Origin of the sequence: Nonomuraea terrae, assembly GCF_044465245.1 — a bacterium.
GTDB classification, from domain to species: Bacteria; Actinomycetota; Actinomycetes; order Streptosporangiales; family Streptosporangiaceae; genus Nonomuraea; species Nonomuraea terrae.
In genome coordinates, this window is the sequence record NZ_JBITLL010000002.1 from 818,778 (window position 1) to 837,895 (window position 19,118).

The 19,118-nt window shown below is 73.0% G+C and carries 16 protein-coding genes; 6 read left to right on the top strand and 10 right to left on the bottom strand.

The window, feature by feature from the left end:
- Positions 1–98 precede the first annotated feature (98 nt).
- From ACIBP6_RS10215 to ACIBP6_RS10240, 6 genes are all read right to left on the bottom strand, one after another.
- A complete protein-coding gene (locus ACIBP6_RS10215; protein ID WP_397050723.1) occupies positions 99–638 on the bottom strand; it encodes a DinB family protein in 540 nt (179 codons plus the stop codon).
- 44 nt (positions 639–682) lie between these two features.
- The gene (locus ACIBP6_RS10220; protein ID WP_397050725.1) at positions 683–1,489 is read right to left on the bottom strand and encodes an ABC transporter permease; all 807 of its coding nucleotides are present in this window, start codon (positions 1,487–1,489) and stop codon (positions 683–685) included.
- On the bottom strand, positions 1,486–2,400 hold the full coding sequence (locus ACIBP6_RS10225; RefSeq protein ID WP_397050726.1) for an ABC transporter ATP-binding protein: 915 nt from the start codon (positions 2,398–2,400) through the stop codon (positions 1,486–1,488). The genes ACIBP6_RS10220 and ACIBP6_RS10225 overlap by 4 nt, the downstream gene beginning before the upstream one ends.
- Positions 2,401–2,607: 207 nt before the next feature.
- A complete protein-coding gene (locus ACIBP6_RS10230; protein WP_132619269.1) occupies positions 2,608–2,871 on the bottom strand; it encodes a WGxxGxxG family protein in 264 nt (87 codons plus the stop codon).
- 131 nt (positions 2,872–3,002) lie between these two features.
- On the bottom strand, positions 3,003–3,896 hold the full coding sequence (locus ACIBP6_RS10235) for a lysophospholipid acyltransferase family protein (RefSeq protein ID WP_397050728.1): 894 nt from the start codon (positions 3,894–3,896) through the stop codon (positions 3,003–3,005).
- 149 nt (positions 3,897–4,045) lie between these two features.
- Positions 4,046–4,894: a GNAT family N-acetyltransferase gene (locus ACIBP6_RS10240; RefSeq protein ID WP_397050730.1), complete on the bottom strand. Its 849-nt coding sequence runs from the start codon at positions 4,892–4,894 to the stop codon at positions 4,046–4,048.
- Between the two features lie 449 nt (positions 4,895–5,343).
- Here ACIBP6_RS10240 and fusA point away from each other — a divergent pair, with 449 nt between their 5' ends.
- A complete protein-coding gene (gene fusA / locus ACIBP6_RS10245; RefSeq protein ID WP_397050732.1) occupies positions 5,344–7,359 on the top strand; it encodes an elongation factor G in 2,016 nt (671 codons plus the stop codon).
- Between the two features lie 46 nt (positions 7,360–7,405).
- Here the strand turns inward: fusA and ACIBP6_RS10250 are convergent, their stop codons facing one another.
- The 4 genes from ACIBP6_RS10250 to ACIBP6_RS10265 all read right to left on the bottom strand — a co-directional run bounded on the left by ACIBP6_RS10250 (position 7,406) and on the right by ACIBP6_RS10265 (position 14,535).
- Positions 7,406–9,982 (bottom strand): M14 family zinc carboxypeptidase, encoded by a 2,577-nt coding sequence (locus ACIBP6_RS10250; RefSeq protein ID WP_397050734.1) that lies wholly within the window; start codon positions 9,980–9,982, stop codon positions 7,406–7,408.
- A gap of 107 nt (positions 9,983–10,089) precedes the next feature.
- Positions 10,090–12,078 carry a M14 family zinc carboxypeptidase gene (locus ACIBP6_RS10255; protein ID WP_397050736.1) on the bottom strand — a complete coding sequence of 663 codons (1,989 nt, stop codon included), beginning with the start codon at positions 12,076–12,078 and terminating at the stop codon, positions 10,090–10,092.
- 139 nt (positions 12,079–12,217) lie between these two features.
- The gene (locus ACIBP6_RS10260) at positions 12,218–13,018 is read right to left on the bottom strand and encodes an IclR family transcriptional regulator domain-containing protein (protein WP_397050738.1); all 801 of its coding nucleotides are present in this window, start codon (positions 13,016–13,018) and stop codon (positions 12,218–12,220) included.
- A gap of 68 nt (positions 13,019–13,086) precedes the next feature.
- On the bottom strand, positions 13,087–14,535 hold the full coding sequence (locus ACIBP6_RS10265) for an amidohydrolase family protein (RefSeq protein WP_397050740.1): 1,449 nt from the start codon (positions 14,533–14,535) through the stop codon (positions 13,087–13,089).
- 168 nt (positions 14,536–14,703) lie between these two features.
- Between ACIBP6_RS10265 and ACIBP6_RS10270 the strand changes: the two genes are divergently transcribed.
- From ACIBP6_RS10270 to ACIBP6_RS10290, 5 genes are all read left to right on the top strand, one after another.
- Positions 14,704–15,870, top strand: coding sequence for a CaiB/BaiF CoA transferase family protein (locus tag ACIBP6_RS10270; RefSeq protein ID WP_132611666.1), 1,167 nt, complete (start codon positions 14,704–14,706; stop codon positions 15,868–15,870).
- On the top strand, positions 15,863–16,669 hold the full coding sequence (locus ACIBP6_RS10275) for a citryl-CoA lyase (protein ID WP_397050742.1): 807 nt from the start codon (positions 15,863–15,865) through the stop codon (positions 16,667–16,669). Before ACIBP6_RS10270 ends, ACIBP6_RS10275 begins: the two co-directional genes overlap by 8 nt.
- The gene (locus ACIBP6_RS10280; RefSeq protein WP_397050744.1) at positions 16,662–17,522 is read left to right on the top strand and encodes a DODA-type extradiol aromatic ring-opening family dioxygenase; all 861 of its coding nucleotides are present in this window, start codon (positions 16,662–16,664) and stop codon (positions 17,520–17,522) included. Before ACIBP6_RS10275 ends, ACIBP6_RS10280 begins: the two co-directional genes overlap by 8 nt.
- A complete protein-coding gene (locus ACIBP6_RS10285; RefSeq protein ID WP_397050746.1) occupies positions 17,519–17,878 on the top strand; it encodes a hypothetical protein in 360 nt (119 codons plus the stop codon). Before ACIBP6_RS10280 ends, ACIBP6_RS10285 begins: the two co-directional genes overlap by 4 nt.
- A gap of 94 nt (positions 17,879–17,972) precedes the next feature.
- Entirely contained in the window at positions 17,973–18,986 is a 1,014-nt protein-coding gene (locus tag ACIBP6_RS10290) for a zinc-binding alcohol dehydrogenase family protein (RefSeq protein WP_397050748.1), read from the top strand.
- Positions 18,987–19,118 lie beyond the last annotated feature (132 nt).

The window sequence follows — 19,118 nt, forward strand, 5'->3', positions numbered from 1 at the left end:
CCCTGGCGAGGACTCCAGGATCAGGCCGTACGCGGGCACGGGCATCCGCCCGGCGTCGCCGCTTCCGCTACGCCGCCGGGTGTAGGCAGGGCCGGATGTCATTCGCCGGTCTGGCCGTCCAGCGACTCGCGGATGAGGTCGGCGTGGCCGTTGTGGCGGGCGTACTCCTCGATCATGTGAGTGAGGATCCAGCGCAGGTTGACCGAGCGGCCGTCCGGCCAGCTGTGCCGCGCCATGCGGTCGAGGCCGCCGTCGGCGAGCGCCTCGGCGACCGCCGCGCGGGAGCGGGCGACGGCCTCTCCCCACAGGGCGCGCAGGTACTCGGGTGGGTCGCCGGCGGCGGAGTGCCACTCCCAGTCGCGGTCGGCCTCCCAGTCGGCCGCGTCCCACGGCGCTCCCATCGGGCGGCCGTGCAGCCAGCGGGTGAACCAGTGGTCCTCGACCCACGCCAGGTGCTTCAGCATGCCGCCGAGCGTCATGGACGACTTGCCGACCGTGAAGTCGAGCCCGGCGGCGTCCAGCCCCGCGCACTTCCACTCCAGGGTGGCCCGCTGGAAGTCGAGGAAGCCCAGGAGGGTGTCGAGCTCGCCTGCGGCGAGCGGGGGCTCGGGACGGCCTTGCTCGTCAATGTCGGTCATGGCCGGTCAGTCTAGAACGCCGTGCCGACCGTGACCTCTTCGGTTCACGCGTCGCGGCGGCAGAGACAGAGTGCTCCTGCCGCCAGCGCCACGACCACATAGAAGGTCAGGACCGCCAGAGCCGCGGGAGGCGACAGCAGATACGCCGACTCGGCGCCTGCGACCTGGGGAGCGAGGTTGGGGATCAGCACCGAGGCGACCCGCAGGTGGAGGGGCTCCGGCAGGAAATGCGCGAAACTCGGCAGCACCACGGTGAGCGCGCCGACCACCGCCACCGTCGCGGCCGTCGACCGCAGGACCGCGCCGAGGCCCAGCGCCACCAGGCCCGCGGCAAGGGTGACCAAGGCCGTACCGGCCGCGGTGGGGACCGCGTCCCACCAGTTGACCCAGGGATTGACCGGCGGGGGCCGGTCGCCCAGGAGGAACAGGACGGCGATCTGTGACAGTCCCGCGAACAGCGCGCCACCGGCGAACGCGGCGCAGGCCACCACCACGGACTTGGCGGCCAGCAGCGTCCGCCGCCGAGGGACCGCGACCAGGCTGGGACCGATGGAGCCGGTCGAGAACTCGGTGGTGATGGCCAGAGCACCGAGACAGCCGATGAAGAACGCCACGATCGGCATGACGGCGACGGCCGGGTCGGCGCTCTCGAATGTCGCCTGCTCCTCCGGCGGGGCGTGGTCGTAGGAGCCGATGTGCATCATGATGACGACCAGGCCGACCACGGTGTACGCGGCCGCTCCGGCCCAGATCGCCCAGGTGGAGCGCATCGTCCGGAGCTTGAGCCATTCGGCCGCGACGACGTCCTTCATCGACGCGGCGGGCTCCCCCGCCGGCGGTATGACGGTCATCGGCTTCCTCCGCCGCCCGCGCGGTGATCGGCGGCCTGGGCGGTCATGTCGAGGTAGATGTCCTCGAGCGTGGCGCCGCGCGGCGTCAGCTCGTGGATCGGGATGCGGTGCTCGGCGGCGAGATCGCCGATCGTGGCCGGGTCGGCGCCCGTCACCGCGAGGGCGCCCTGCGGCTCGAACGCCACCGACGCGCCGGCGGCCCGCAGGATCCTGCCCAGCTCGTGTCGCCTCGGGGATCGGACCAGGACGTCGCGGCGGAAGCGCCTGGCGAGGTCCTCCATCGAGGTCTCGGCGATCAATCTGCCCCGCCCGACGATGAGGACGTGGTCGGCGATCAGCGCCATCTCGCTCATCACATGACTGGACAGCAGGACCGTCCGGCCTTGCGAGGCGAGCGTGCGCATCAGGTCCCGCACCCAGCGGATGCCCTCGGCGTCCAGGCCGTTCACCGGCTCGTCCAGCAGGACGACACCGGGATCGCCCAGCAGTGCCGCCGCGATGCCCAGCCGCTGCCGCATGCCGAGCGAGAACCCCCCGACGCGCTTGTGCGCCACGTCTCGCAGTCCCACCTGCTCCAGCAGCGTCGTGATCCTCGCGGAGCCGATGCGGTGGCTACGGGCCAGGCAGGCGAGCTGGTCGAACGCGGTGCGGCCCGGGTGCACGGCGCCGGCGTCGAGCAGCGCGCCCACCGCGTGGAGCGGTCGGCGGATGTCCGCGTATCGGCGCCCGTTGACCAGGGCCACGCCGGACGTCGCGTGGTGCAGGCCGACGATGACCCGCAAAGTGGTGGATTTTCCCGCGCCGTTGGGCCCCAGAAAGCCGGTCACCCGGCCGGGACGGGCTTGGAAGGACAGCCGGTCCAGGGCGAGCGTCGAACCGTATCGTTTGGTCAGCTCTCGTACTTCGATCACCTGAACACGGTGCCGGACTCGCCTCTGCCGGCGCGTCTGACCACGGTCGGAACTTCCGCGTCTGCCCGTGGTCGTACACGCGCGCCTGTGCGACGCGCGGCTCCGTGGCCTTCGGATGGGCCGTCACCCCACGCGTGACACGGCTGACCCGTTGGGCAGCCGTGTCACCTGGGAAGTCACCCCGGCCGGTGGCCGGGGCCGGCCCCGCTACGGGCGCGGGCCGCGGTGCGTGACGTGTTCGGCGGTTCCGACCTGATGGCGCTGCTTGCGCATGCCGGCGAGGCCCAGCAGGCCTAGCAGGCCGAGCAGGCCCCACAGGCCGGCGTTGCCGCCACCATCGTCCCGTGGCTGCGGTGCCGGTGTTACCTGGGTCTGCGCGACGGTATCTGCCGGTGTTTCGGCCGTCGCGGCTGCGGTCGGGACTAGCGTCAAGAAGAACGCGAGGCCCAGTCCTGTCAGGGTCTTGCGCATTGGGTTCCCCCGATCCGGCGGTCTCTCAACCGCGGAGACCGCCTTCTCACGCCTTCACGGTGGAAGGCTCCCGTTAGCGGGGCGATCTCCATTTCCCCTGCTGACTACGCACCTACCATCGTCCTGGAGCATCAAACGCCTTCTCCCCGCGGCCGGTCGCCGTACCGGGCGCGCAGGCCCGCGCGTACCCGGGCCTCGGCGATCCGGGCGAGTTCCGCACGAGCTCGCGTGCGCGGCGCCGCATGGGCCGGGCGTACGGGGGTGAGCAGCCGTACCTCGGCGACGAGGCCGCGGGTGGTGGCCACCCGCAGGACGGAGGCGAGCAACGGGTCGTCGCCCACGAACGAGGCGCGGGTGGAGGGCGCCGGGCCCTCGCGGTAGCGCAGCGCGACCGGGCGTACGGTGGCGCCCGCGTCGATCGCCGCCTGGAACACGGCGGGCCGGAAGCGCCCCATACGGCGCCCGCACCACGTGGTCCCCTCCGGGAAGGCGATCACCGTGTCGCCGCCGGCCAGCGCGCCGGCGACGGCGGCCACGGCCTGCGGCAGCGCGGGCAGCCGGTCCCGTTCGATGAGCAGCGCCCCGGCTCCCGCCACCAGCGTCCGGACCACCGGCCATCCGCCGACCTCCCGCTTGGCCAGCGGCCGCGACGGCACGACGGCCGCGAGCACCAGCGGGTCCAGCCAGGACACATGATTGGCCACCACCAGGGTCCCCGCCTCGCCTCTCTCCGCCACTCCCCTGCCGCCCGCGCCACCGGCTCCCAGCAGTCGGCTGTCACTGGTGCCTTTCCTTGCATCGGCCGGCCGCGTGCCTCCACCCACTGCCTCAGCTGTGACGTCGAGGCGGACGCCGAGGACGTGGAGGAGGAGGCGGGCCCACGCGCCGGTGGCCCGGGCGCGGACTGGAAGGGACGCGGCACGACAGGCAAGCGCGACCGGCACGCCCGCGAGCACCACGAGCGACGCCGCCACGATGCGGGCGGCGCGCAGGCACGGCCCCGCGACGGCGGCAGGTGCCCGCACGCAGGCGGCGGGCGTACAGGGCCCCAGCGGCCGCCACGGGTTGGCTTCCGCTGGGACAGCCCGGGGGATCACGTGAGCGCCGGCTGTGGCCGGGGCGGGCTCGACCGCGCCGACGTGCGGCCCACTCCCGAGAACGTGCGGAACCGCCGTCATCGGGGGGCTCCGGAGAGGAAGTAACGGAGGTAGCGGGGGTTGACGCGGTCCATGGAGAGCAGGACGAAGAAGTCGGCGGTGCCGAAGTCGGCGTCGTGCGCCGGCGCCCCGCACACCCACGAGCCGAGTCGCAGGTAACCGCGCAGCAGTGCGGGAGGGGCGAACCGTCCTGGTGGCACCGCGCGCCGGGAGCGCCACGGCGTGCGCGGCGTCACCCGGTACTCCTCGGGTCCCAGGGGCACTCGTCCGGCCACGGCCGCGGCGAGCGTGCCGCCGTCGTCGAGTGGCACCGAGCAGCAGCCCGCCAGCCACCGGTGGCCCCCGGCCGCCATGTAGCGGGCGATCCCGGCCCACATCAGCGCGACCACGGTGCCGCCGCGGTGGTCGGGGTGCACGCACGTACGGCCGGCCTCCACCAGGTCCTTGCGCAGCGGTGCCAGGGCGGACAGGTCGAACTCCGCGTCGGCGTAGAGCCGCTCGGCGCGTCCGGGGGGCAGCAGCCGGTACGTGCCGACGACCTCGCGGCCCTCGCGCACGACGAGATGATCGCAGTAGGCGTCGAACCGGTCGGCGTCCAGGCCGGAGACCGGACTGTCGAGCCGCGCTCCCATCTCGTCGGCGAAGACCGCGTACCGCAGCCGCTGGGCGGCCTGGACGTCGCCGGGGCTCACGGCCAGACCCACGGTGTAGCGGCCGTCACCCAGACGGCCGCCGCCCAGGGGACCGGGGTCGACCAGGCCGGTCCCGGGGGAGCCGTTGCGCCCGAGCACGGGGCCGGCAGGCCCGGTGGCGGCGGGGCCCGGTGTGAGGGGGTTGGGGGAACCGGGGGCGAGAGAGGTCGTCATGGGCGCGCGTCCTTCCCTGAAGGGGTCTCGCACCTATGTCGACATGCGGAAATGACGGCCGCCCCGCGCGTCGGGGGCAGCCAGACGTCGGCGTGGTGACGTTCAGGCGGCCATCGCCTCAAGAGGTCGCGCCGGCAGATCATCCCGACAAGGCGGCCACCCGCTGGAGATCGCGCGGTGGAACCGACCGGAAAAACCGCTTCCCCCGGCCGGGCGGGCGTGATTAAGATCGTCGCGACCGCGAGACGAGAGAGAGGAGCCGGCCGTGCGCCACCGCACCGTTGCCGTCGTCCTCCCGTCGCGCCACGAGGTGATCCTGATGTCTCGGCCGCTCCGGTGCCGGCTGCGCGGCCGTCACCGGACGACGCCCTGACGAGGACGCCTCATCCCCCCTCGCCGGGGCTGATCGCGCTGTCCCACCACGACCATCCCGAAAGGGTTCATGGGCCATGCGTGCTCGCCTCTCCAGTCCCCTTGCCACTGTCCGCAACATCGGCGTCCTCGCCCACGTCGACGCGGGGAAGACCACCGTCACCGAGCGGATGCTGTATCTCGCCGGAGCCACCCACAAGCGCGGCGAGGTTCACTACGGCACCACCGTCACCGACTTCGACCAGCAGGAGCGCGACCGGGGCATCACCATCTTCGCCGCCGCGGTCAGCTGCGACTGGGACGGCCACCGCGTCAACGTGATCGACACCCCGGGCCACGTCGACTTCTCCGACGAGGTGGAGCGGTCGTTGCGGGTGCTCGACGGCGCGATCGCGGTGTTCGACGGCGTCGCCGGGGTCGAGCCGCAGAGCGAGTCGGTGTGGCGGCGGGCCGACCGGCACGGCGTGCCGCGCATCGCGTTCGTCAACAAGCTCGACCGGGCCGGCGCCGACCTGGACGCGGCGGTGGAGTCGATCCGCCGGCGGCTGCATCCGGCGCCGCTGGTCGTGCAGCTGCCGATCGGGCGCGAGGACGGCTTCACCGGCGTGGTGGACCTCGTGGGCATGCGCGCGCTCGTCTGGGACGGCGGCGCCTGCCAGGCGGGCCCGGTGCCGGACGACCTGCTGGCGGAGGCGCGGGTGCGGCGCCGGCTGCTGGAGGAGGCGGTGGCCGAGCTGCACGCGGGCGCGCTGGAGGAGTTCTGCGCGCAGCCGTCGCTGTCGGAGGCGACGCTGAGCGCCGCGCTGCGCGACCTCACCGGAACAGGCGACGGCGTGGTGGTGCTGTGCGGCTCCGCGTACCGTGACCGCGGGGTGGAGCCGCTGCTGGACGCGGTCGTGCGTTACCTGCCCTCGCCGCTGGACGTGCCCGCGGTGCGCGGCCAGGACGGCGCGGCGCGCCCCGCCGACCCGGCCGCGCCGCTGGCCGCGCTGGCGTTCAAGGTGAACGCGACCGCGACCGGGCGGCTGACGTACGTGCGGATCTACTCGGGAACGCTGCGGAAGGGGGACACCGTGCTGGACGCGGGCACCGGCCGCGCCGAGCGGGTCGGCCGGATCCTGCGGGTGCAGGCCGACCGGCACAGCGAGGCCGAGCAGGCGGTGGCGGGCGACATCGTGGCGCTGGTCGGGCCGAAGACGGCCCGTGCCGGCACGACGTTGTGCGCGCCGGAGGCGCCGCTGCTGCTGGAGCCGCCGGTCGCGACCGAGCCGGTGGTGTCGGTGGCCGTGGAGGTTCGCCGGAGCACCGACGGCGACCGGCTGGCGGCGGCGCTGGCGCGGCTGGCCGAGGAGGATCCGTCGCTGGCCGTGCGGAACGACGCCGAGACCGGGCAGACCGTGCTGTCCGGGATGGGCGAGCTGCACCTGGAGGTGGCGGCGGAGAAGCTCCGCCGCGACCACCGGCTGGAGGTGAACGTCGGCCGGCCGCAGGTCGCCTACCGGGAGACGGTCGTGCGCGGGGTGAGCGGGCTGCTGTACCGGCACGTCAAGCAGGACGGCGGCGCCGGGCAGTTCGCCCACGTGGTGATCGACGTAGGGCCGCTGGAGGAGGGCGGGTTCGCGTTCGCCTCCACGGTGACCGGCGGGCGGGTGCCGCGCGAGTACGTACGGGCGGTCGAGGCCGGCTGCCGGGACGCGCTCGCGGCCGGTCCGCTCGGCGGCCATCCGGTGACCGGCGTGCGGGTGACGCTGACCGACGGAGCCACGCACACCAAGGACTCCTCGGACCTGGCGTTCCGCACGGCGGGGCGGCTGGCGCTGCGGGAGGCGCTGCGTTCCTGCGAGCTGCGGCTGCTGGAGCCGGTCGTCGAGGTCACCGTCACCGTGCCGGACGACATGGCCGGTGGCGTGCTCGGCGACCTGACGGCCCGGCGCGGCCGCATCTCGAGCTCGCGGGCGCGGGCGGGCGCGGTGGTCATCACCGCCGTGGTGCCGCTGGCCGAGGTGTTCGGGTACGCGACCCGGCTGCGCAGCCGTACCCAGGGCCGGGGCACGTTCACCACCCGCCCGGCCGGCTACGCCCCGGCGCGCTGACCGGAGGGCCGGGCCCCGCAGAACGGGGCCCGGCCCGAACCGGCGGCTACGGCGTCGTGACGGCCGCCCCCGTGACGGAGGACGACCAGTACAGCGCCCTGGCCACCTGCGGGAAGAGTCCCTTCGGGTGGTTGCGGAACATCGGCTCGGTGCCGAACATGACCACGGCCGCGCCGCGCTCGTCCCGGCCGCTGACCACGGCGGCCTGGCCGCGAGCCTGCTCGGGGCCGCCCATGCCGTTCTGGTCGGCACGCCAGTGGCCGGAGACCAGCGGCCCCTCCGCCGCGTACGCCTGCTCGACCTGGACCTCCGGGCCGAGGCCGGTGAACCAGCGCGGCGAGTACACGAACGAGTGCTCGGGCGAGCCGGCGCCGACGGAGCCGTCGGAGACGACCGTGCGGACCACGCCGTTGGCGTCGCTCCGCCCGGCCACCCCGGTCACGGTGAGCAGCCCGGCGGCGGCGTTGAACGAGGTGCCGGTGCCGCCGCGGGTGACCACGCCGCCGGTGGTCAGGAACGCGTCGAGCGCCGTCCTGGCCTCCGGAGAGAGCTGGGCGTGGTTGAGCCCGCTGGAGACGAACAGCACATCCGTCGCGCTCCAGTCGAACCCGTCGTTGAGCACCTGCGTGGAGACGGGCGTGACGGAGAAGCCCATCTCGCGCAGCGTGTACAGCTCGTCGGCGGACGCCGCCGCGGCGATGCGCACCTGCGTGAGCGGGGTGCCGCCGGACCGGCGCGCCGGGGTGAAGGCGACGCCGTAGCGGTCGGCGGCCGTCCGCGCGGCCGCCCTGGCGGAGGCGGGCACGACGGCCGTGCCGCCGTCGCCCCACGTCACCTCGACGCCCTGGGCCAGCAGGTCGTTGAGCGCCATGACCTCCTTGGCGTCGCCCACCTTCAGCGCGAGCGGGCCGAAGGTGCGCGGCACGGAGCCGGTCGGGGCCGCGGCCTTGACCGGGTCGGCCTTCACCCGCAGCGAGTCGACGGGCTCCACGGTGGCGCCCCACAGCAGGGCGTGGCTCCAGCCGGAGATGTCGTACATGGCGTCGACCCGCGGTGAGATGTCCTGGCCGGGCTCCAGCATGACGTTGGCCAGGCCACGCTTGGGCTGGCGCATGTCCACGACGTACGAGCCCTCGGGGTAGGTGGTGCGGCCGACGCGGAACGAGCGCTCGGCCCGCTCGACCCGGACGTCGTTGGCGATCAGGTGGTCCACCAGGCGCCCGGCGGCCGTCTCCGACCGCTGCCCGGAGCCCGCCGGGATGACGTACGCGCGCGGGTAGGTCGTCGTGTAGACGTCCTCGGGGCCGAAGCCGGGGACGATGCCGAGCGGCACCTCCTTGGCCGGCTCACCGGCCGTGCCACGCCGGAACACCTCGATCTGGTCGGCGACCAGCTGCTGGTGCCGGGAGTGCACGAACGTGTACGTCGCCCGGATGGCGGCGGCGGCCACGTCGGTGTTGATCGCCGAACGGCGGCGCAACTCCTCGACCGGCAGGTTGGTGTAGTCGGCGTTGTTGACCCGCAGCGGGATCTCCACGGTGTGCGAGGCGACGGCGCCGTGGAAGGGCGCGTACTGCGGGGTGAAGATCGGCGGCCAGTCGTCCCAGCCCTCGGGGTCGTCCCGGAACGGGATCTGCACCGGGCGCACGCCGTCCTTCTCCAACGTGTAGCCCAGGCCGTTGACCGCGGCCTCCATGCCGAGGCCGTTGGCGTAGGTGTTCTTGATGAACAGGTCGTACTCGTAGTTGGCGCCGTGCGGCGGCGTGGTCGGCTCGATGAGGGTGCCGTTGACGTAGCCGTGCAGGTCGACCATGGCGACCGGCTGGGTGTCCGTCATCAACTGGCGCATCGCCCGCGTCTCGGGCTGGGAGGCGGTGATGAAGTCGCGGTTGAGGTCGAACCCGGCACCGTTCGGGCGCTGGCCGAGGACGCGGCCGTCGGGGTTGGCGGTGACGTTGAAGTACAGCCGGGTCTTCGACAGCAGGTCGGCCACGGCCGGGTCGGTGCTGGTCGCCAGCTCCTCGACGGTGCGCAGGACGCCGTCGGTGCCCTCCCATTCGTTGCCGTGGATGTTGGCGTTGACGAACACCGGGGCCTTGTACCGCTTGGCCAGAGCGCGGTCGCGGGCGGCGGAGGCGGGGTCGTTCTCGATGCGCTCGCGCATGCGCGCCTGCTCGCGCGCCTCGGCGGCGCTCTCGGGCGCGGTGACCGTGACGAGGTACATGTCGCGGCCCTGGTGGCTGCGGCCGAAGACCTCGACGCTGACGCGGTCGCTGCGCCGCTGCAGCTCGTTCAGCCTGGGCGCGAGGGCGTGGTACGGCACCAGCCCGAGCTTGATCGAGGCGTCGGCCGGGTTCTCCGCGGGCTCCGGCAGCCGCGTCTGGCGCGGGTAGCCGTGACCGTGGGACGGCCAGGCCGGGTCGGGCCGTTTCTCCGCCTGCGGGGCGCGCAGCGTGCCGGCCTGCTCGGGCAGGCCGGCCGCCACCTCGTTCCGTTCGGGGCCGTTGCCGAAGTCGCGCACCGCCGGGGGCTGCGGGTCGGCGGGATCGGCCTGCGCGGACTGCGGGACGACCAGGAGCGCGGCCGAGACGGCCACGCCGAGAAGGGCGGTGGGTAAGCGCAAGGGAAGTCCTCCAGGGGTGCGTGTCGGGGAGATCGGCATGCCGGTCCGCCGGGAGCGCCGCCCTGTGACGGCGGCGCTCCCGGCGGGCCCGGGTCAGCGGTCGGGGGTCAGCGGTCGCGGTAGTCGGCGGCGATGCCGATGAGGGAGATCAGGCCGGCGGCGAACTCCATCGCCTCTTGATGGCCCTCGCTGAACGGCGGCTGGAAGCCCACGGGCTCCCACCTGCGGGTCTCGGAATTCCACAGGTCGGCGCCGACCTCGAAGTCCCAGCCGTAGATGCCGTAGTCGTACCAGAGCTCGTCGGCGGAGTTGCCCGCCGCCGAGTACAGCACGTCGGTGACCGGGCCCGTCTGCTGCGGCCAGATGACCGTGCCGCGCTCGGCGACGATCGCCTCCTCGATCGTGCGGGCCGAGTCGAGGAAGAACTCCTCCTCCTCGGGCGTCGGCCGCGGCAGGGTGACGCGGCCCTCGGCCTGGTAGGCGCCGGGAGGCCACATGAAGTAGCCGCCGTAGCTGTGCACGTTCATGGCGAACTTGATGTTGCGGTACGTGTCGGCCAGCCACATGACGTTGCGGCTCTCCGGCTCGGAATGCTCGGCCGGGCCGGCGTACGAGCCGCTCTGGCAGTTGGTCGAGCCGCCGACGTAGCCGTCGTGCACCGAGCCGGCGGCGTAGTTGCGGTTGACGTCCACGCCCCACTGGTTGCGCAGCGCCGGGTCGGACTGCTGCGGCGGGCAGTGGTTGGTCATGTTCTTCCGCTGGGAGTTGAAGTCGTAGAAGCTGTAGTTCGCGCCGTCGGGGTTGACGACCGGGACGATGAAGACGTCGGTGCGCTCCAGCAGCTTGCGGGTGGCGTTGTCGCCGGCGTAGTTGCGCAGCAGCCGCTCGGCGGCCTCGATGCTGACCAGCGGCGTCACCCATTCGCGGGCGTGCTCCTGGGAGTAGGCGAGCACGCCGGTGCGCGAGCCGTCGCGGTGCACGCCGATCCGCAGCGCCAGCACCTCGGCGGGCTCACGGGAGACGTCCGCCGGGGCGTTGAGGAAGTCGTCGAGCTGCGTGGCCGGGGCCGGGGCCATGACGCCCGCGCCCGGGTCCGTCCGGTAGACGGACGCCTTGACCGGCAGGCCGGCGGCGGCGTTGATCGCGGCGGTGACCTGCGCGGCGGTGCTGACCAGCGCGCCGGAGGCGTCGGTGGCCAGGCTGACGGTGACCAGCTTGCCGTCGAGGCTCGCCTGCAGCGGCCGGTCCGGCGCGCCGGGGTCGACCAGCTCGACGCTCAGGTCGTTGCCGCCCTCGGAGCCGTAGGCGTCGGAGGTGACGACCACGGCCGCGGCGGGCGGGGTGCCGAGCACGGCCTGCGCGTGCCGCCGGTAGCCGTTGGTCTTGTACGGCAGCGTGATGAGGTCGGTGAGCTTCGGGTAGCGCCGGTGCAGGTCCTTGACCCGCTCGTTGAGCTGGGCCGGCGTCATGTACTGGGTGACGAAGTCCTTCTGGTAGCCGCGCGAGGCGCGGTCGGGCTTGTCGCCGTCGGGCCACTGCCTGACCTTGGCCTCGGCCTGGCCGCCGCCCGCCGAGGTGACGGTGATGGACTGCGGCTGGTTCTCGGCCGGGACCGGGGTGCTGAACTGGTGTCCCAGGTACTGGCCGGCGTCGACGTAGGCGACCATCTCGGCCTGGCCGGTCGTGCCCTTCTTGCCGCGCCAGGAGACGGTGAGGTCGGCCGCCTGCGCGGCGCTGCTGGACGCCTCGACCGACAGGAAGTATCCGTCGCGGGACTCATACCAGACCGCCCGCTCGATGACGATCTGGTCCTGCGGGGCGGCGGCCTTCGCCCTGGCCTGCGGCGGGGACTGCCGGGCCTCGGAGGCCAGGGTGGCGCCCAGCGGACGCAGGGCCTCCAGCTGGCTCTCGGTGACGACCGCGTCCACCTGGACGCTGCCGTCGGCCTGCGGGCGGACCCGTTCGGTGAGGTCGGCGCCGGAGGCCACCAGCCGTTCCATCGCCGCCCGGTCCGGCACCGAGAGCGTGACCAGCGAGGCCGGCTCCGGGTCGGTCGGACCGGCGGCCACGGCCGGTGTGGACGGCTGCGCGCCCACGAATGTCGTTGCAAGGACGATCAGGGCGACTGCGGACGCCCGTAAACCACGCATTCGGACCCTCCAGGATCTTTCGTATGGAGATCATTGAAAGCTGACAAAGCTCCCACGGGCAAGACCCAAGAGGACGACGGACGGATCAGGAGGCGGTGACCTGCGGCACCGCCTCGTACAGCGCGAAGTCGGCGCTGATCGCGCTGGCCGTCTTCAGCAGCAGCGGCAGGTGCTCCTCGGTGAGCTTCTCGAGGGAGGTCTCGGCGGCGTGGGCGTTGACGTTCACGGCGGCGACGACGTTGCCGAGCCCGTCGCGCAGCGGCGCGGCCACCGACCTGATGCCGAGGGCGAGCTGCTCGTCGGTGATCGCCCAGCCCTTGGCCCGCACCGAGCGCAGCACCGCCTCGCGCTCCTTGGCGTCGGGACACCAGCGCGGCTCGATGCCGGAGCGGCTCGGCTCGGCCAGCACCCGCTCCACCTCCGCCGGCGGCAGCGCGGCCAGCAGCACCTTGCCCAACGAGGTCTGCAGCGCCGGGAAACGCGTGCCGACCTGCACCGACAGCGCCACGATCTTCGGCACCGCGACGCGGGCGACGTAGACGATGTCGGAGCCGTCGAGCTGCGCGATCGACGAAGACTCGTTCGTCTGGGCGACGAGCCGCTCCAGATGGGGGCGCGCGACCTCCCACAGGCCCATGGAGCGCACGTAGCACACGCCGAGCTCCAGGACGCGCGGCGTGAGCGCGAAGCCGCCCCGCTCGGCCCGGGCGTAGCCGAGCTCCTGGAGGGTGAGCAGGATGCGGCGGGCCGTCGGCCGGGCCAGGCCGGTCGCGGCCGCCACCTCGGTCAGCGACATGACCGGGCGGCCGGGCTGGAAGGCCCTGATGACATCGAGGCCGCGGGCCAGCGCCTCGATGAAGTCAGGTCCGGTCTCACCACGTGCCATGTACACCCTCACTAGCTCGGATACGTCCGGTCCGACTTTAGACGGTCGCCCGTCCGCACAGCGTCCGGTCAGAGGCGGTGCGTGGCGTCGGTGCGGTAGTCGGTGTAGGTGTACGGGTTGTCGAGGACCTTCGCCGTGGGGATGTCCGGGTTCATGCCCTTGGCCCACGCCTCCTCCCCCATCGCGCCGCGCAGGTACTCGATCGTGCGGTCGATCTGGGCGCGGGCCGCGGCGAGGTCGACGCCGAGCAGCCGGTGCTCGTGCTTGACCACCCGGCCGTCGACGATGACGGTGTGCACGTCGCCGCGCTGCGCCTGGAAGGCCACGTGCCCGTACGGGTTGAGCAGCGGGAACGACACGGGCGAGTGGTCGTTCTTGATGAGCACGAGGTCGGCCTTCCTGCCGGGCTCGATCACGCCGAGGTCGTCGCGGCCGAGCGCGCGGGCGCCGCCCCTGGTGGCCCAGTCCACGACCTGGTCGGAGCGCAGCGCGCCGTGCGTGACCGTCTCGCCCTTGGTCTGCGCCTCCAGGTGCTCGCGCGAGCGGTCGGCGCCGAGCGTGGTGCGCATGGCGGAGAACAGGTCGCCGCTCCACCAGACGCTGGTGTCCATGGACAGCGAGACCGGGATGCCGTGGGCGCGCAGCGTCCAGGTGGGCGGGTAGCCCTGGCCGGCGCTCTGCTCGCTCTCGGTGGAGACCGACACGGAGCCGCCGGTGGCCGCGATGCGGTGGTAGGAGTCGGCCGACAGCGAGGCGGCGTGGACGTAGATCGTCTCCGGGGTCATGAAGCCGTGCTCGTGCATCAGCCGGATGCCCTCGTCACTGGTGGCGCCCCAGACGCCGGCGTGCGTGGTGACCGGGACGCCGAGCTCCCTGGCCACCTCGAACGCGGGCCTCTCCGGGAACGCGGGATCGCCCAGCACGTCGAAGGCGATCTGGAAGCCGAGCATGTCGTCGCCGGTGATCCGGCGGCGCACGAAGTCGCGGAACTCGGGCGCGGCCGTCCACTCGGCGGGCGGCTGCTGGATGTTGCCGTACGCGAGCACGTACCGGCCGGGGACCGCCTGCAGCGCGTCCACGGCGGCGTCGGCGTGCTCGACCGTCCGCAGCCCGTGCGACCAGTCGACGACGGTGGTGACGCCGGCTTCCAGGGCCTCGATCGCGGCCAGCGTGTTGCCGGCGTGCACGTCCTCGGGCCGGAACAGCTTGCCGTGCTCCAGGTAGAACCAGACGAAGTACTGGGTGAGCGTCCAGTCGGCGCCGTAGCCGCGCAGCGCGGTCTGCCACATGTGCCGGTGGGTGTCGATCATGCCGGGCATGACGATGCCGCCGGACGCGTCGATCTCGGCGGTGCCCTCCGGCACCTCCAGGTCGGGGCCCACGGAGGCGATCCTGTCCCCCGTGACGAGGACGTCCGTGCGCTCCAGCACTCGCCTGCCGCCCTCGGGCGGCCCGTCCATGGGCAGCACGGTGCCGCCGCGCAGCACCACGGGCCGTCCTGCCTCGAACTCGTTCATGGCTCGCTCCTCGCTGAACTCCGCGGCGAACAGTTGTCCGCTGTACGGTCAAAGCAACTGTGATGAGCAGCTGCTGAGCTGTCAAGGCGGTTGACGCGGCGGCGCGATAGTGCTGGGATCACTTGAGCGGACATACGTCCGATGGACGGACGCGAGGATGGATTGTGAATGACTGACACCGTGGCAGCCGGGCCGCTGTCCGGCGTGCTGGTGGCCGACTTCTCCCGGGTGCTGGCCGGGCCGTACGCCACGATGCTGCTGGCGGACCTCGGTGCCGACGTCGTCAAGGTGGAGGGCCCGAACGGCGACGACACCCGCTCGTGGACGCCGCCGTCGCGGGGCGAGGCGTCCACGTACTATCTCGGGGTCAACCGCGGCAAGCGGTCGATCGCGCTCGACCTGCGGGACGAGGGCGACGCGGAGCTGGCCAGGGAGCTGGCCCGGCGCGCCGACGTGCTCGTGGAGAACTTCCGGCCCGGCGGCCTGACCAAGTTCGGCCTCGACCACGCCGCCGTCAGCGCGCGCAACCCCGGCGTCGTGTACGCCTCCATCAGCGGCTTCGGCTCAGGGGCCGGGGCGCGGGTGCCCGGGTACGACCTGATGGTGCAGGCCATGTCGGGGCTGATGAGCCTCACCGGAGAGCCGGACGGGCCGCCGTACCGCGCCGGGATCTCGGTGTTCGACGTGATGGCGGGCAACCACGCCGTGATCGGCATCCTGGCCGCGCTGCGCCACCGCGACGCCACCGGGCAGGGGCAGCACGTGGAGGTGAACCTGCTGTCGTCGGCGCTGACGGGCCTGGTCAACCAGAGCTCGGCGTACGTGGCGGGCGGCGTGGTGCCGTACCGGATGGGCAACGCGCATCCGAGCGTGTTCCCGTACGAGCCGCTGCCGACGGCCGACCACGAGCTGATCGTGGCCGCGGCCAACGACGGGCAGTTCCGCAAGCTGTGCGAGGTGCTCGGCATCCCCGAGGTCGCCGCCGACCCGCGCTTCGCGCGCAACGCCGACCGCACCGCCAACCGGGAGGAGCTGCGGCCGATCCTGGTCGAGCGGCTCGTCACCCGGCCGGCGCAGGAGTGGTTCGAGCTGCTGGTCGACGCGGGCATCCCGAGCGGCCCGATCAACACCATCGACGGTGGTTTCGCGATGGCCGAGCGGTTCGGGCTCGACCCGGTCGTGGTGGTCGGCGAGGGCGAGAAGGCGGTGCCGACCACGCGCCACCCGATCCGCTTCTCCCGGACGCCCGCCGGCTACCGCCTGCCGCCGCCCGACCTCGACGAGCACGGCGCCGAGCTGCGCAAGTGGCTCGCCTCCAGGGGCCAGGATGCCTGAGTACCCGACCGCCCTCGGGGCGTCCACGCCGACGTCGATCACACTGCTCGGTCACGACCTGGCCTCCGAGGTGATGGGCGAGGTGGGCTTCGGCGAGCTGGCGTTCTGGCTGGCCACGCAGCGCCGCCCGGCACCGGGCGAGACGCGCGTGTTCGAGGCCGTGCTGGCCGCGCTCGCCGACCACGGGTTCACGCCGACCGCGATCGTGACGCGGCTGACGTACCTGTCGGCGCCCGACTCCGTCCAGGGGGCGCTGGCCGCCGGACTGCTCGGCGGCGGCTCCCGCTTCCTCGGCGTCACCGAGGACTGCGGGCGCTTCCTGCACGAGGTGGTCGCCGCGCACGACCCGCTGCCGAGCGACGACGCCGGCTGGGACGAGCTCGCCCTCCAGACCGTCCGCGCCCGCAGGGAGCAGCGCGAGCTCATCCCCGGGCTCGGTCACCACGTGCACAAGGACGGCGACCCGCGCACGCCGCGGCTGTTCGAGATCGCGGCCGAGGAGGGCCTGGTCGGGCCGCACCTGTCGCTGTTCGCCGCCATCGGCCGCGTGCATCCCGCCGTGCTGAACCGGACGCTGCCGCTGAACGGCGCCGGGGTCTGCGGGGCCGCGCTCGCCGACCTGGGCCTGCCGCTGGAACTGCTGCGCGGCTTCGCGCTGCTGGCCAGGACCGCCGGGCTCATCGGGCAGCTCGCCGAGGAGCTGCGCCGCCCCGTGGCCAACGAGATCTTCCTGTCGGTGGACCTGAACAACAAGCCCATTCCGCCCGAGCCGTTCCCCCCTGGAGAATCGCATGGCTGAGGTCGTCGCGGTCATCGCGTCCACGCACCATCCCTTCTACCACCGCGCCAGCACCGCCACCGGAGAGGACCGCCCGCCGTTCGCCGACGAGTGGGTGCGCAAGGTGGAGGCGTTCCGCGAGACCCTGACCAGGGCGCGGCCGGACGTGCTGGTCATGGTCGGCTCCGACCACTTCCACCAGCTCTGGCTGGACAACATGCCGCAGTTCCTGGTCGGCAAGGCGCCCTTCTACGACGCGAACTTCTACAATGAGGAACGCGAGTTCGGCCTGCCACGGATGTTCTTCACCGGGCAGGAGGACCTGTCGTCGTACATCCTGCGCGAGGGGATCGACGCCGGGTTCGACCTGGCGTTCTCCAACGAGCTGCGGATCGACCACTCGATCACGTGCCCGATAATCACCCTGCGCCCGCAGAACGACCTGCCGATCGTGCCGATCTACACCAACATCTTCGCCCCTCCCCTGCCGCGGCCCTCGCGGTTCGTGCAGCTGGGGCGGATGATCCGGCAGCTCGTCGAGTCGTGGCCGTCGGATCAGCGGGTGGCGATCATCGGCACCGGGCACCTGTCGCTGGAGCTGGGCGGGCCGCGGCAGTTCGGGCCGCACGGCCCCGACCCGGAGTTCGACCGCAAGGCCGTGGAGTGGATCTCGACCGGCGACATCGAGGGGTGCCTGTCGGAGGTCACCCTCGACAGCCTGCACCTGCCGGGCAACGCCACCCACGGGTTCATGGACTTCATGCTGATGATGGGCGTCGCCGGCGAAGGCCGCAAAGCCGACTACGTCGACACCTACGACCTGTTCCACACCATGGAGGCGTACTTCACCTGGTACCCGGGAGGCCGGCCGTGAGCAAGTACCTGCTGAACAAGTTCCTGTTCACCGTCGACCGCGATCCCGAGCTGGTGGAACGCTACCGCGAGGAGCCGCGCGCCACCGTCGAGTGGTGGGAGTCGCAGTACGCCAACCGCATCCTCGGCTCCCACACCGGCGAGTCGTCCACGTGGCTGCGCTTCGACGACGTCGAGCGGGAGGCGCTGGCCGCCCACGACTACCCGAAGCTGTTCGAGCTGGGGGCGCATCCGTTCCTGACGCTGACGCTGTTCATCGCCATGTTCGAACGCGACCACCCGCCGCTCGGCTTCCAGACCGAGTACGCGCAGCGCCTGTCCCACATGAAGCTCCCGTATCCGGACATCGCCACCTGATGAACACTCTGACCCTGCGCATTCCGTTTCCGGGGACCTCGACCGCGCGAGAGGCCCGCATTCCGCTTCCGGGCACCTCGGGCGGGGAGGCGTGATGCGGGCGGCGTTGATCGAGTCGTGTGCCCGGCCGCCCGTCGTCGCGGACCGGCCGGCGCCCGAGCCGGGGCCCGGCTGGGCGGCCGTACGGGTGACCGCCGCCCCCATCACCCCGCTGGACCTGCTGTGCGCGGGCGGCACGTCGTACTTCGGCGTGCCGGCCCTGCCGTACGTGCCGGGGGTGCAGGGCGTCGGCACCGTCGGCGGGAGGCTCGTGTGGTTCCCGACCTCGGCCGGGATGGCGCCGGGCGACGGCAGCATGGCGGAGGTCGCCCTGGCCCGGTCCGAGGATCTGGTGGAGCTGCCCGCCGGGGCGGACCCGTACGCGGTGGCCGCGCTCGGCCTGTCGGCGGTGGCGGCGTACATGGCGCTGACGTGGCGCGGGGAGCTGCGCGCGGGCGAGCAGGTGCTGGTGCTGGGCGCCGGTGGCGTGGTCGGCCAGGCCGCGGTCCAACTGGCCCGCCTGGCCGGCGCCCGCCGCGTGATCGCGGCGGCCCGCTCGGCCGCGGCCCTCGAACGCGCCCGTCAGGCCGGCGCCGACGCCGTGGTCCCCCTAGATCCTTCCGAGATCGCCCGCCACAGGCCGGGGACGGCGGCGGAGCGAGGCACGGACACCGCTGCCGAGGTGGCGGAGCTGGCCGCCCGGTTGTCGGCTGCCTGTGACGGACCAGTCGACCTCGTGCTCGACCCGCTCTACGGGCTGCCGGCCGCGGCGGCGGCCCGCACGTTGGGCGAGGGCGGCCGGCTGGTCAACCTGGGCAGCTCGGCGTCGGAGACGTGCCCGCTCGACTCCGCCACGCTGCGCAGCCGCTCACTCCGGATCCTCGGCTACACCAACGCCTCCATCACCGCCGAGCAGCGCACCGCCGCCATCGCCTACATCGCCGAGCAGTCGACGGCCGGCCGGCTCGCGGTGGCGTACGAGGTGATACCGCTCGACCAGGTCGCCGAGGCGTGGCACCGGCAGGCGGAGGGCACCGCGAAGGGCCGCATCATCCTCCGCACCACCTGACCCCCGGCTTCGGGCCAACCGGGCCGTCTCCAGAACCCGCTACGACCGTCCGGTCACGCGACGTACGCAGCCGCTGATCACAGCTCGACGACGGAAACGGACCCGCGTCACATGGACGTGGGCCCGTGGTCG

Bases quoted from the DNA above. Each gene is read 5' to 3' on its own strand.
- ACIBP6_RS10215 (WP_397050723.1), bottom strand. From the start codon at position 638: ATGACCGACATTGACGAGCAAGGCCGTCCCGAGCCCCCGCTCGCCGCA.
- ACIBP6_RS10220 (WP_397050725.1), bottom strand. From the start codon at position 1,489: ATGACCGTCATACCGCCGGCGGGGGAGCCCGCCGCGTCGATGAAGGAC.
- ACIBP6_RS10230 (WP_132619269.1), bottom strand. From the start codon at position 2,871: ATGCGCAAGACCCTGACAGGACTGGGCCTCGCGTTCTTCTTGACGCTA.
- ACIBP6_RS10240 (WP_397050730.1), bottom strand. From the start codon at position 4,894: ATGACGACCTCTCTCGCCCCCGGTTCCCCCAACCCCCTCACACCGGGC.
- fusA (WP_397050732.1), top strand. From the start codon at position 5,344: ATGCGTGCTCGCCTCTCCAGTCCCCTTGCCACTGTCCGCAACATCGGC.
- ACIBP6_RS10260 (WP_397050738.1), bottom strand. From the start codon at position 13,018: ATGGCACGTGGTGAGACCGGACCTGACTTCATCGAGGCGCTGGCCCGC.
- ACIBP6_RS10265 (WP_397050740.1), bottom strand. From the start codon at position 14,535: ATGAACGAGTTCGAGGCAGGACGGCCCGTGGTGCTGCGCGGCGGCACC.
- ACIBP6_RS10270 (WP_132611666.1), top strand. From the start codon at position 14,704: ATGACTGACACCGTGGCAGCCGGGCCGCTGTCCGGCGTGCTGGTGGCC.
- ACIBP6_RS10275 (WP_397050742.1), top strand. From the start codon at position 15,863: ATGCCTGAGTACCCGACCGCCCTCGGGGCGTCCACGCCGACGTCGATC.
- ACIBP6_RS10280 (WP_397050744.1), top strand. From the start codon at position 16,662: ATGGCTGAGGTCGTCGCGGTCATCGCGTCCACGCACCATCCCTTCTAC.
- ACIBP6_RS10290 (WP_397050748.1), top strand. From the start codon at position 17,973: ATGCGGGCGGCGTTGATCGAGTCGTGTGCCCGGCCGCCCGTCGTCGCG.